This window comes from Streptomyces lydicus, from assembly GCF_004125265.1.
Taxonomy (GTDB): Bacteria; Actinomycetota; Actinomycetes; order Streptomycetales; family Streptomycetaceae; genus Streptomyces; species Streptomyces lydicus_C.
Genome location: NZ_RDTE01000003.1, coordinates 1,933,002 through 1,944,854 on the forward strand (window position 1 = coordinate 1,933,002; position 11,853 = coordinate 1,944,854).

The 11,853-nt window shown below is 65.8% G+C and carries 12 protein-coding genes and 1 pseudogene; 5 read left to right on the forward strand and 8 right to left on the reverse strand.

All coding sequences use genetic code 11. The features are described from left to right. Nucleotides 1-482 precede the first annotated feature (482 nt). The 3 genes from D9V36_RS11205 (at nucleotide 483) to D9V36_RS43045 (ending at nucleotide 2,343) form a co-directional block, all read left to right on the forward strand. Nucleotides 483-1,406 (forward strand): NucA/NucB deoxyribonuclease domain-containing protein, encoded by a 924-nt coding sequence (locus tag D9V36_RS11205; protein ID WP_164992931.1) that lies wholly within the window; start codon nucleotides 483-485, stop codon nucleotides 1,404-1,406. 74 nt (nucleotides 1,407-1,480) lie between these two features. Next, nucleotides 1,481-2,080: a hypothetical protein gene (locus tag D9V36_RS11210; protein ID WP_129293642.1), complete on the forward strand. Its 600-nt coding sequence runs from the start codon at nucleotides 1,481-1,483 to the stop codon at nucleotides 2,078-2,080. A gap of 71 nt (nucleotides 2,081-2,151) precedes the next feature. Continuing rightward, nucleotides 2,152-2,343, forward strand: a complete 192-nt coding sequence (locus tag D9V36_RS43045) for an RNaseH domain-containing protein (RefSeq protein ID WP_164992932.1) — start codon at nucleotides 2,152-2,154, stop codon at nucleotides 2,341-2,343. A 171-nt stretch (nucleotides 2,344-2,514) separates the two neighbouring features. Here the strand turns inward: D9V36_RS43045 and D9V36_RS11215 are convergent, their stop codons facing one another. The 3 genes from D9V36_RS11215 to D9V36_RS41945 all read right to left on the reverse strand — a co-directional run bounded on the left by D9V36_RS11215 (nucleotide 2,515) and on the right by D9V36_RS41945 (nucleotide 5,270). Beyond that, nucleotides 2,515-4,224 (reverse strand): AIPR family protein, encoded by a 1,710-nt coding sequence (locus tag D9V36_RS11215; protein WP_241720822.1) that lies wholly within the window; start codon nucleotides 4,222-4,224, stop codon nucleotides 2,515-2,517. 220 nt (nucleotides 4,225-4,444) lie between these two features. Next, nucleotides 4,445-4,834 carry an IS110 family transposase gene (locus D9V36_RS41940; protein WP_241720823.1) on the reverse strand — a complete coding sequence of 130 codons (390 nt, stop codon included), beginning with the start codon at nucleotides 4,832-4,834 and terminating at the stop codon, nucleotides 4,445-4,447. 25 nt (nucleotides 4,835-4,859) lie between these two features. Beyond that, nucleotides 4,860-5,270 (reverse strand): hypothetical protein, encoded by a 411-nt coding sequence (locus D9V36_RS41945; protein WP_241720824.1) that lies wholly within the window; start codon nucleotides 5,268-5,270, stop codon nucleotides 4,860-4,862. Between the two features lie 568 nt (nucleotides 5,271-5,838). Here D9V36_RS41945 and D9V36_RS11225 point away from each other — a divergent pair. Beyond that, nucleotides 5,839-6,168 (forward strand): annotated as a pseudogene (locus D9V36_RS11225) (transposase); the annotation flags it as partial. Nucleotides 6,169-6,326: 158 nt separating this feature from the next. Here D9V36_RS11225 and D9V36_RS11230 read toward each other — a convergent pair. Beyond that, nucleotides 6,327-7,163: a methyltransferase domain-containing protein gene (locus D9V36_RS11230; RefSeq protein WP_129293644.1), complete on the reverse strand. Its 837-nt coding sequence runs from the start codon at nucleotides 7,161-7,163 to the stop codon at nucleotides 6,327-6,329. Nucleotides 7,164-7,264: 101 nt separating this feature from the next. Here D9V36_RS11230 and D9V36_RS11235 point away from each other — a divergent pair, with 101 nt between their 5' ends. Next, the gene (locus tag D9V36_RS11235; protein ID WP_206739643.1) at nucleotides 7,265-8,686 is read left to right on the forward strand and encodes an amino acid permease; all 1,422 of its coding nucleotides are present in this window, start codon (nucleotides 7,265-7,267) and stop codon (nucleotides 8,684-8,686) included. Between the two features lie 134 nt (nucleotides 8,687-8,820). On the opposite strand, the gene D9V36_RS11240 is transcribed toward D9V36_RS11235, so the two are convergent. The 4 genes from D9V36_RS11240 to D9V36_RS11255 all read right to left on the reverse strand — a co-directional run bounded on the left by D9V36_RS11240 (nucleotide 8,821) and on the right by D9V36_RS11255 (nucleotide 11,585). Beyond that, nucleotides 8,821-9,345 (reverse strand): class I SAM-dependent methyltransferase, encoded by a 525-nt coding sequence (locus D9V36_RS11240; RefSeq protein ID WP_347239705.1) that lies wholly within the window; start codon nucleotides 9,343-9,345, stop codon nucleotides 8,821-8,823. 169 nt (nucleotides 9,346-9,514) lie between these two features. After that, complete coding sequence (locus D9V36_RS11245; protein ID WP_129293646.1) at nucleotides 9,515-9,739, reverse strand: hypothetical protein; 225 nt, start codon at nucleotides 9,737-9,739, stop codon at nucleotides 9,515-9,517. Between the two features lie 50 nt (nucleotides 9,740-9,789). Continuing rightward, nucleotides 9,790-10,308, reverse strand: coding sequence for a hypothetical protein (locus tag D9V36_RS11250; protein WP_129293647.1), 519 nt, complete (start codon nucleotides 10,306-10,308; stop codon nucleotides 9,790-9,792). Further along, entirely contained in the window at nucleotides 10,305-11,585 is a 1,281-nt protein-coding gene (locus D9V36_RS11255) for a molybdopterin-dependent oxidoreductase (RefSeq protein ID WP_129298348.1), read from the reverse strand. The genes D9V36_RS11250 and D9V36_RS11255 overlap by 4 nt, the downstream gene beginning before the upstream one ends. Nucleotides 11,586-11,853 lie beyond the last annotated feature (268 nt).

Sequence of the window (11,853 nt, forward strand, 5' to 3'; positions counted from 1 at the left end):
TTGGTGGTCAAGTCGCCGCGCCGAGCCTTCAGCGCGCAACGGGCTTCGTCTGTAAGTGGCTGGCTGCCGACTGGAATTGACCTTTCGAGCTTCCCTTATTCCTGGTGAGATTGCGCCGACGAAGTGTGCGGCATCGCGCACCATCGCCAACTCAACTCAGGGGGAATGTTTTGAAATTGCAGAAAATGCTCGTGTCCGCTGCCTTAGCTGTTGGCGCTCTCGTCACGCTCACGGCAGGTCCCGCGGTTCCCGAACCGGCGGCAATGTCACAGGAAATCCAGTCTCACGCTTTGAGCGCGACTGGCCCAGGGGCTGAACCTGCTGTAAAGCCCGCACCAATACTTGACCCATCCGAGAACTGTTCTACCTCGAAAGCAACGGGCAAGGGGGTGTGCCTGAGAACGGGCGCAGTCGGCGCGCAGGCCACGGTGTTTCGCGGAAGATCTGCGCCTCAGGCGGGGGTGAAGCCACCGCAGTGGTGTGTGAACGCCCGTGGTCAGATCCTCGGAAAGCGCGAGGAGGTGTGCTGGATCTCCGGCCTGTCCTACCAGACTTTCCGCGTGGTCAACGGCCGCCGACAGGTGACAGGCTCGGCCGATATGAACGTCATCAACTACAGCTATGGTGATTCCGGAATGCCCCGATGGGGCTACCAGATTGAAGTCTCTGCCTACCGTGGCTGGGGAGATGCTCTGAAGGCATCTATCAGCGGCAAGGCAACGAAGGACGGTGCTTGCAAGGTCCACAAGTCGGCCTTTCCTTCCAGGAAATTGGCTCCGCTGAGTTCCTGGAAGCTGGGGGAGTCTTTCTTCGACACCACGGCAACGCGCTCCGGCGCTATTGGCCGCTGCGCCACCACGTGGACGCTGTCCGTGACAAATGGGACCTACGGAACGTCGAAATCCTCCTTCAAGCTCAACGAGTTCCGCTGCGACAACGCAACGGCCGGTAGGGCCGCGGTCGGATGTGTTGTCCCGTGGTACGCCTCACCGCTCATCTACAGCAAGAGCAGGGCACCGCAACTGGCATCGCACATCACTCGTGCTCAGCGCTCCGGTCTGCCGGGAGCTACCTTCAAAAGTCCCCTGACCCGGACGACGAACGCGGCCACCATGAAACGCAACCGTGACCTGGCCTGTCCCAGGGACGAGTCACGGCCTCAGGGGAAGAGCTGTGACGAGTACCCGGTGGCCACGTCGAAGGAGGGCCTGTCCGCCGGTGGTCAGCGTCGCACCTTCCCGGGGTGCTCCATACCCACAGTGCCCTCACGCACGGGGGCGAAGGGGGCAAGCGCCTGCATGATCAGTGTTTCCGATCAGAACTACCAGGGCGGCATGAACAGCAGCTTCTACAAGGCCGAGCGGATGCTGGACGGAGATCCCTACCGGGTGTTGATCGGCGACTGACCGCTCATGGAGGGGGCGCTGCGGGATTCTCCGTGGTGCCTCCTCCGTTCCTGCTCCCGGGTAGCCTCATACACGTGACCACATCGTCTGTCATGTTCGTCAACGAAGGCATTTTCGGCGTCTCGGACGACGCCCGGGTGCCCATGGAAACGGTTCGATGGTCGAACGGCCTCGCCGCTCCGATGGACCACGGAGCGTGGATCCTCACCGGCATCAACACCGGGCATGTGCGCGTGAAGGCCCAGTGCCTCGATGCCGCACCGTCCGTTGAGGCGGCCGACTGGGAAGAGATCGTAGAGGTCAGCGTGCGGTCGGTCGCCGGCGATCTGTGCATCAACTCCGGTTACGACATCACGCCCGATGACCTTCCCGCGCTCAACCCCCAAGGACCGGGCTGGTATCGCATGCGCGTCCATGCCTCGGGGCGTTCGATCAACCCGGACGGGGTCAGCGAAGAGCCTGTCGAGGACTACCTCATTGCCGTCTGGCCGCAAGAGCCGGCGGAGTCCGTCGTCATCCGCTCCAGCAAGATGATCGACGAGGCGCTGCTGGCCAACGCCGACACAACACCCGAGGACATTTCACACGCGACCCCGGAGCCGGACGACGCAGCCGAAAGAGACCGGAGGGCCGACGTACGAGCACGACTTCTGCGATCACTGCAAGACGACTGAACCACGAGTCCCCCGCCGTTCTCCTGCTGCTTCCCTGACGAGAATTCCTGGCCCGCTGTCCACCGACCGCATTGTCGGCCCTGGACATCCCGGGGCCGGCAGCAGCCCTTACGCCCTGTCGGCGGGCACCTGCGTTCCTCCATCAACGCAAGGACTGGCACAGCTCCACCGCCGCCCAGATCGCCGTCCCCCACGCAGGAGACAGGGATCCACAACACCTCGCCGCTCTCGCCGCCCAGTTGTGCCACCAGTCCCTGGCCTGAGACGCGCACACCCGCCACCCGTTCCCGCTGCATGTTGCCGACGCCATGGACCGCGCCCACCCCGAGTACCGCGGCCCCAGCATCGAGCCCACCGTCACGCCCGAGGCCGACGAAACACAGGACGGCGTGTAGAACACCGACTCCGGTCAGCCGTTGGCATTGCCCAAACGCTCAACCTTCCATGCGGTAACGGCTCTGGGACACGACTGCTTGGCGGATCTTGGTGGTGAAGTCGGAGGTACGGGCGATCCGATCCACGCCGCCGGCCTTGTTGCGGCGCAGGACGCTCTTGAAGCTCTGTTCCAAAGTTCCTGTCATGCGGAACATCAAGTCGTCGGTGAGATGGCCGAGGTCGATGTTGAGAAGGTCCCGCAGCGAAGGCTGCCGTAGTCGTGTGAGGGTGTAGGCAGACATGGCCGCCAATGGATAGAGCCAGTTTTCGAGCGAATCACCCAGCAAAGGCCGGTCCTCGGCATAGTGGGTGAGGAACGCGCGCAGCCTGGTGTGCACATCGAGGCACAAGGGGTAGATGTCCAGATCGTGCCTTGGGGAGAAAATCTGTGCGTAGTGCTGATCGTCGAGCAGCAGTGCGTCGGAGTGCCGCAGTGCGGTATGTGGTTCATGCATCACGAAAGCGGTGAACTCGCGCGCAAGTCTGGCCATGCTGACGACCCGATCGAGGGGGAACCCGAGATTGCGGTAGTAGCTGGCTCGGCGCTCGTAGTAGTAGCCGCCCGCCTGGCCAAGGCTCTCCTCGATGTCCTTCTGGATGGACTCGGTGGCTCGCAACGCGCCGGCGGGCAGCTGGGTCTGGCTGTTTGTCGCCCGAATGATGCGGTCGCGAGCTGTGCCGGACTCAGGCGCGACCACGATCTTCACTAGGAGGGACCGGTCGCGGTGCTGACCACCGTTCTGGAAGTAGCTATAGATCTCGTGGCTGGTCTGTAGCCCGTTGACGATCTGAGGCTCCTTGACCACGATCTTCTTACCAGCGATCTGGGCTGCGTCCGCGACGACGGTGACACCGTTGTTGAACCACCAGAAGTCCTCGCCCGTCCCAGACTTCAGAGTCTCACCGATGGCGTTGTTTACCGCCGTGGACCCCGCATAGTCACGCACGTTGGACTCGAACAGCTCCAAGCGCAAAGCCTCGTTGTCGGACGTGATGAAGCGGTAATACTCGTCCAGCCGCGCCAAACACACGTATCCCTCGCCGAGCGAAGTACTCATCGGCGTTTCGGTGAACACCATCTGTGCGACCGCTTTGGTTCCACGGGCAGTCCGCTCCCGCAAGTCAGCGGCGTTGAGATATTCCAGGTCGGCCCGCGTATCGGATGTGATCTTCGCAAGCTCGCGCCTAAGCCTGTCGCCCTTGGCCTTCACGTTGGGGTGCGGTGTCTCTGCCGACTTGTTCGCGTAGATGACCTTGATACGAACCTGCGGGAAGGAAGACGCCAATTCCTCAAGGACATGCAGGAACCGACGCGTGCGTTCAAGCAGCTTGGCGTTGGTGTGCGGGACCAAGTCCTCCTCGTCCCGACCCATGTCCAGCAGCGCAGGCAGGTGGAAGTGCAGCTTCTCGATCACCGACTCCTGGTAACCGGACGAGTTCTTCGCCTGCAGGATGACCAACTCGATCTTGCCGACACGCGACGGAAGGAACTGATGCGCATCAGCGGTGACGTAGCGCTCGTCCACGAAGGTCCAGATGCCGTCGATGCCGCAGTCATGCGCGCCGTCGACGATGCCGTCCGTGATCTCGTCGTTGTCCAGGTCCCAGTCCTGCAGAGCCTTGTCCGCGGCGAAGAACGTGAAGAAATCATCCCGGTTCTTGTCCGGCGCTAGCTTGCGATGCTGGTCCTCCAGGATGCGCTCCAGCAACCGCTGATCATTGCTTTGCACCGACACCACACGAGCCCCCCAACTTCATACTGACAGGGAGATGTTGGCAGGTCCGGACGGTCATGAACAGGCCGCGCACGGAATCCCCACGCGCCCCTCTGCGCGCGAGCGGAGGCGAGCCGACGTTCTCCAGCTACCTCTCCGACGACCTTCAGTGCTCTCCGGGCGGGCGGAGGTGGATGGCGAACTTGCGGCCAGCTTAAGTCTCTTCGCGGGGCCAGCCGCCAGGCCGGGCCAGGTTGAACACTTCTCGGGCAGCGTAGCGTTTGAGGCAGCGGATGATCTCCCTCCGCGTTTTGCCCTCCGCGATACGCCGCTCGTAGTAGTTGCGGGTACGCGCATCGAACCGGAGCCGTGACTGCACGATCCGATACAGGGCAGCGTTGGCCTGCCGGTCCCCACCGCGGTTGAGCCGGTGGCGACGCTGACGCCCGGAAGAGTGCTCGACGGGGCTGGCCCCGCAAAGCGCCGCGAACGACGCCTCACTGCACAGGCGTTCTGGGTTGTCCCCCATCGTGATCAGCAAGGTGGCGGCACTATCCGGCCCGATCCCCACCGGGACAAGTAACTGCGGAAAGTGACGCTCCACCAGCCCAGTCAGACGCCGCTCCAGGTCACGAATCTTGCTCGGTCAGCTGATCGATCCGCTGGGCCATCAGACACAGGGCGATACGGGTGGCCTGCCCGACGGCATCCTTCTCGCCGTCTTCATCCTCACGATCTCCGAACTGCGCGCAAGTCCTGACCAGGGCAGGATTCTTCAGACCAGCCAGCTGCTCGCGCAGATCCGGATCGGCGGTGACCAGGATCGCCTTGAGCTGATTGGTCGCCTGTGTGCGGGCCTTGACAGCAGAGTCCTTGGCCAGTTTGAACAGACGGGCGCACTGCACCGGCCCATCCCCAGCCTTGGCCTGGGAGCGAGCACGGCCACTAAGCACCGCCCGGGCCGCCTCCCGCGCATCCACCGGATCCGACTTACCCCGTCGTCGACGAACCGAGCGATCAGCCCGGTTCACCTCGAACACCTCGACCCGGTGAGCCAGCAAGTAGCGAGAGGGCAGCTCCGTAGCTTCCGGACCCTTCCACCCCGGCCCTGCGCACCGTACCCAGCTGGCTGGCCCACTCCCAGAGTTCGCAATAGCCCCCCCCGTCGTGGCGGGAAGGGGTGCGGTGTCCATGACCGCCCCTAGCGTGGAGAGAACGGCGGCCACATGAACATCCCGGAGCGTGTCCACACCAAGGACGACCTCGCCCGCAACAGGCGGACATTTTCTAGGGCTTCGGTCACTCGTCATGGCGCACCTCATGCTCTTTGAGCCTGCCGACCCTCGCCACCGGGCCGTCGGCGGTCAGCAGTGAGACAATGCCCAGAACACCGCGCCCGTCTCAGCCACTACCGCCGTCGAGGCCAATGCTCCCGTAGCACTGGCTGGTTACGGACTATGGATCAGAACCGCGCGGGACAATGGTGATCGCATTGTGCACTGGGGGGCTGCGTCATCCTTTTCTTGATTCTCGCTTGCGATGTGCTCTTTTGAATCTTCCTTGTGGGCAGTTTGGCCGCGCGCTACGCCGCTGGCTGGCGGATCCTCTATCGACGGCGCGCATCAGCTCATCAAGGCACCGATCGTGCTGGTGTGGGACGGGCTCAACACCCATGTATACCGCGCCATGCTCGAGTTGATTGACCAGCGCGACTGGCTGACGGTGTTCCTTCTGCCCGCCTATTCGCCCGACTTGAATCCGGTTGAGGGCGTGTGGGCGCACATCAAGCACAGCATGACCAACCTCGCCGTCATAGCCCTCGATCGTCTGGAGGTCATCGTCCGCAATCGGCTCAAACGCCTCCAGTACCGTCCCGAGGTCCTCAACGGATTCATAGCCGGCACCGGCCTGGCCCTGGACACCTCAAGAACACCCTGAAAAGCGAGATCCTCCACGAGGGTGGGCAGGCGGTAACTCGTTGGTTCAATACGTACTTACTCAGGCGCGTTGCCGGGCGGTCCGGCCGTCCCTATCCGGAGGGCGCATCCCCTCGATGTAGTCCGCCTGGCCTCCAGGGCACCGCCTCGACCTGGAAGTCAGCCGCCGCGGGTCGCCCAGACCTCGACATACGGCCCCTGGTCGACACCGTCGATCGTGAAGCCCGCCCTTGCCACCGCGGCGGCGAACTCATCTGGGTCCCACACGGTGTACCACCGTCGGCCGTCCGGTTCATCGAGCCAGCCTGTACGGCCGGTGGCGCTCAGACACACATAGAGCCGGCCCCCGGGCCGCAGCAGTCCGGCGAACTGCTCCAGTACGTCGACCGCATCCACCACGTCGAGGTGGACGAGCGATGCAGAGGCCCAGATCCCATCAAACGTTCCGGCCGGGAACCGCGACCCGACCTCGCGCAGGTCACACGCAGAGGTAGGCGCGTGGGCGTTGGCCATCGCCACGAACACCGAATTTAGGTCAACACCACGCACCACATGCCCGTGCTTCCGGAACCTCGCAAGGTCACGGCCCGGACCACACCCCGCGTCAAGGATCAGCGAGGGCACAGACAAGGAGCTAGCGAACCGCTCGACACGGTCCGCCATCTTCGGAGCATGCGCAGCCGCGTAATCGTCGGCGTGGCCGCTGTAGACGGCGACCGACTCAGCTACAGGGTCTGACTGCCCCCTGCGAGATGTGGTCCGTGACTTCATTCCCCCATCCTGAGCTGCCCCTGCACCACCGACCAACGGCCAGAACGAAAAGGGATCAAGCTCACTCGCCCTCACTCCAGCGATACAGGCGACGGTGCAGTGTCGATCGTCACCCTGACGCGCAATGGTCAGTAACAGCGCCGACCGGGCCTGTCGAAGCCATCCCGGACCCAATGGGACCGCCCGGTCGAACCCTTGATCTTGACGCCCCCTTAGCGCCTTCATAGCGGTCCACTGACGTATCGTTAACGCCAGGTGAGCCGGGAAGTCTGGTCGGCAGGCAATGCGTTTCTCCCCTTCGTCGGCCAGGAAAGGCTCTTCCGCCCATGGCTCTCCCCAAGGCTGCCGTGTCCGCGGCCATACCCCCCGTGCGCTCCAGCCGGGGACCTCGCACTTCGGTGCTCTTCATCGCCTTCGCCTTCGCGGTGATCGCAGATCCGGTTTCGTCCGTCGCGTACGCCATCGAGGCTGCCCTGCGCGCGCTCCACGGTGACCTGGCGCTGCTGCTGCCCACCATGTCCCTGGTCGTCGGCCTCGTCGTCGTGGTGACCGCGAACTACTGGCAGCTGGTGCGTCGCTTCCCCAAGGGGGGTGGTGCGGCCGCCGCGGCAGGGTGGGCGTTCGGGCCGCGCTGGACCTTCCTGCCGATCGGTGCGCTGGTGGTCGACTTCGTTCTGACCATCGGCATCTCGATCTCGGCGGCGGCCAGCGCGGCGATCGCGCTCTTCCCCGCGCTTGCCGGTGCGCGCGTCCCGTTGGCTCTGGGGCTGCTGGTGCTGGTGGCCGGGCTGACCTGGTTCGGACACGGCGGTCGCCTGCTGTTCGCGGCGATGACCGTGCTGTTCGTGGCGGTCTCCGTCGGCGTCCTGATACTCGGCTTCACCAACCCGCACGAGATGGGCCACGCCCAGGTCAGCACCGATACCGGCCGGCCTGCCGCACTGGCCGTCGTGCTCGCCTTCCCCGTCGCCATGGCGCTGGCCACCGGCGTCGAAGCGCCCTCCACCGCCATCGCCCAGCTCGGCCAGCTCGACGACGCCCACCGCCGCCGCTTCGGCCGCGGCACCCTCGCCCTGCTCCTGGTCATCGTCGGCGGACTGACCATCGCACTCACCGCGCTCGCGCTCCGCCTGCACATCGGCATCCCGGCCGCCGAATCCACCCAGATCGCCGACATCGCACGCTCCGCCACCGGACCCGGCTGGCTGTACGGGGCGTTCCAGCTCACCAGTTCCCTGCTCCTGCTCGCCGCCGCGAGTTCCTCCTTCCAGGCGGGCCCCGGCCTGCTCAAGGCCCTGGCCGGCACGGCAGGCGCTCCTGGGGTCCTGCCACCGATCCTCGGCCGCACGAACAAGCACCACACCCCGTACTGGTCCGTCGTCGCGTACCTGCTCGCCGCCAGCATGATCATCGTTGCCGCAGCGGGCGAGGAACAAGAACTGGTCCTGTTCTACGCGGTCGCTGTCTTCGTCAGCTTCCTGGTCGGCCTGGTGGCCATGGCCCGCTTCGCCCGCACGGAGAAGAAACCGGCCCTGGCCTGGGTCAACTCACTCGCCGCAGCCGCCGTCGCTTTCACCCTCGCCGTGAACCTGCTGCGCGGCTGGCCAGTGCTCTCCCTTGCCGCCACCGTGCTCATCGCCGGGGCCCTCTACCTCCGGTGGGTCCACGCCGGACGCCCCAGCGGCATCGAGGATGTCGAGACCAAGGCCGAGGCCCAAGCCGAGGCCCTGCCCGAGAAAACCGGCTGAATCGGTACAGCCGGCCTGGGCCCCGCCTGACCGTGCAGCAACCGTCGACGGGACGAAGAGCCGACTCACGAAGACGTGACACCCCATGAAGTGAGGTACGGGACCGGTCAACGGCGGTGGGCCGGTCTTTGCCGCTACGCGGGGCGACGACGTCCGCGGGAGCACCGCAGTTCGAGAAAGTGACGGTCGGCGACCTTCCAGTAGCTGCCCGGTTGCCAGCCTGTGGCCGCTGCTTTCCGGCGGAGTGCGGGGACCCCTACGTGTGCCCAGGGAAAGGGCCTGCCGAGGCGGCCGCGGCCGTCGTCGAACTGCACCTGCAGTTGTTCGTCGACGTCGTCGGCGGATGCTTCCACCAGCAGCAGGCTTTCCGTCGGTGCCACGAGCGTTCCGATCCGGGCGAGCAGGGTCTGCGGGTTGCCGCCGATGCCGATGTTGCCGTCCATGAGCAGGGCGGTGTTCCAGAACCCTTCGCCCGGCAGCCGCTCGAAGACGGACCGGCACAGTGCCCTGCCCCCGGTGTGCTCGGTCCGATGGACTGCGGCGCGGCTGGTGTCGATGCCGAGTACGAGGTGGCCGCGGGCCCTGAGGGCGGCGACCAGGCGACCCGGTCCGCATCCGATGTCGAGGACCGCCCCCGTACACCGTTGCAGGACAGTCATGTCGGCGGGGTCCGGTGCGGCGCACCAGCGGTCCACCTCTGACAGGAGGACACCACCATCCGTACGGCGCATGTACAGGGGACCCCGCCCGTTCTTGAGCGCGGTGGCGTAGGGGTCCTCGTGTCGGGAGACGGAGCCCCCATGCTGCTCAGGCGCACATTCTCGGTGCTCACAGAGGGGACACCTTTCCGATCTTCAAAGAGCGGTCCGGGGCGAGGACCCTTTGCCCTGCGGGGGCGCGGAGCACGAGATGCGGGGTGTCCACGAGAGCCGCTTCGACGCGCCTCGCCACCTCCACCTGGATACGGGACGGAGCGAGGAGTTCCTTGGTCCGGCCCGGTACGGGCTCCTTTGCCAGGACGATCAGTGTGGTTTGTTGAAGTGCACCGGCCATCGAGTCTCCGCTGTCACGTTCAGAGCATGTGCGTGGAGAGATCTTGTTGCTCAGTTCTCCTTTCGGCCGGGTGCCGTCGGTAGCGAGCCGTCCGTCTTCGTCCGGGGCGAACGTGCGTGCCACATGGCGACGAGCAGACACAGTGCGGAGACAGCGAAGAGGGCGGCGGTGATCAGCAGCCAGCGGTCCAGGAACCCGTCGGCCGGCAGGCCGGTGTAGGACGTGAACCCCGGCACCCGCCTGAGGATCAGCGGGTACCAGACGAGGAGCAGCAACAGGGCCACGAAGGCGGGCACACGGACGTAGTTGATCCAGCCCGCCACCGGGCGGGAGGGCTCCGCAGCACTCCTGCGGCGCCTGAAAATACCTTGAAGCACGCGGTCGGTGACCGTGTACAGGGGCAGGAAGACAAGGTCGTGCAGGAGGGCCGCGCCGACGAACCAGATGGCGACGCCGAGGGTGTCGCCCTTGAACAGTTGCAGGCCCGCGTACACGGCCAAGGCGAAGGAGCAGAGCACGAGCAGCAGGTGGAAGGGGGAGGCGCCGTAGCGCGTGCGGAAGCCTGTCACTGTGCTGCTCCGAAGGTGAGACGGGTGACCCATTTGGTGTTGTGCACACCGGGGTTGGCCGGGACGATGATCCGCGCGGGATAGCCGTGGTCCGGGGAGAGATCGGCGCCGTTGACCCTGAGGGCGAGCAGTGACCTGGGGTCGCGGACCTGGTTGTCGCGCAGGTGCGTCGAGCTGAAAGTGCCGCCGCGTTGCGCAGACTCGACGAAGACGCCCGGCGGACTCTGGCGCAGGCCGACCAGGGCGGCCAGGTCGGCCAGCCGGACACCGCTCCAGTCCTGGTCGTCGGTGGACCAGCCCTCGACGCACGCGATGGGCAGGCCGGCCACGTGTTGCGGCAGGGCCAGCACCTGCGCGCGGGTGAGGGCCACTTCCCTGCCGGGACCGCGTACGGTGAGGCGCCAGGCGGGTCCGATGTCGCGGGCGCGAATCCCGACGTCGGCGGCGGTTTTGTTGATCTGGAATCCGTTGGGCCCCGTGCCCGGCTCCTGGCCGTGCGGGGCCAACAGCGCGGTTTTGCGCAGGGATCCGCCGATGCTCTGGCCGGCCGTCACGATGAGCAGCCCCAGTGAACCTGCGCCCACCAGGCCCAGCACGCCGCGCCGCGACGTCGTGGGCGGCGCCGGGTCGGGAGCCACCAAGCCGGTGTCATCCGCCGGTTCCGGCTCCGTACGCGCGGTGGGCGTGCGCAGCACGGTGCGCCAGCGACGGCTGCGCAGCGCCTTTGTCATGGTGGGGATGCGGAAGGCGATGTGCACGATGAAGGCGCCGATGAAGACCCAGGCGCCGTAGAAGTGCAGGGTGTAGAACGAGCCGGGGAAGATGTAGTGCAGCTGGATGTTCAGCACGCCGGTGACGAATTCGAACAGCACCCCGCCCACGAGCAGCAGCACGGAAAGCCGCTCCAGCGCGTGACTCGGCGAACGCAGGGGCGGCCACGAGAAGAGCTTCGGGACAACCGACCACAGCTTCCCCAGCAGGATCGGAATCAGCACCACGCCGAGGGTGACGTGAACGCCCTGGGTGAGGCGGTAGAGCCAGTAAGGGTTCGTCGGCCAGGAGAACAGATAGAAGCCCAGCCAGCCCTTCTCCGGTGTCTGGTCGTTGCCCGGTGCCAGATCGGGGTTGTAGGCGGCGTACGACAGCAGCCCGGTGACGAACAGCACCGTGATGCCGACCAGCAGGACCAGCCCGAACACGGACGTCAGCCACGGCCCTCGCAGCGGGCTGCGCCAAAAGCTCGGGCGCGCCGGGCCCGGTGGCGGGGTGCTCGGCAGCGCGGTGAGGCGCTGACGGCTGCCGGTACGTGGCTTGGGAGCTGACTCAGCACGACGATCGGCATGGTTGCCGGAGTGCTTGGCGGCTCCGCCCTCCGGTGATCGTCTGCCGTCGTCCGGAGCCTCCGGCCGCGGCGGCGGCTCTGGGCGGCGAGGTTCGTCGCCACGGTCGCTACCCTCCACATCGGTCCTTTCACGAGGCCAGGGCGGCGCGTCCGCCGCGATAGAACCACCGTATGCCGCGAAACGCCCATAACCGCTCCAATAC

Bases quoted from the DNA above. Each gene is read 5' to 3' on its own strand.
- D9V36_RS11230 (WP_129293644.1), bottom strand. From the start codon at position 7,163: ATGAAGGCGCTAAGGGGGCGTCAAGATCAAGGGTTCGACCGGGCGGTC.
- D9V36_RS11235 (WP_206739643.1), top strand. From the start codon at position 7,265: ATGGCTCTCCCCAAGGCTGCCGTGTCCGCGGCCATACCCCCCGTGCGC.
- D9V36_RS11240 (WP_347239705.1), bottom strand. From the start codon at position 9,345: ATGACTGTCCTGCAACGGTGTACGGGGGCGGTCCTCGACATCGGATGC.
- D9V36_RS11245 (WP_129293646.1), bottom strand. From the start codon at position 9,739: ATGGCCGGTGCACTTCAACAAACCACACTGATCGTCCTGGCAAAGGAG.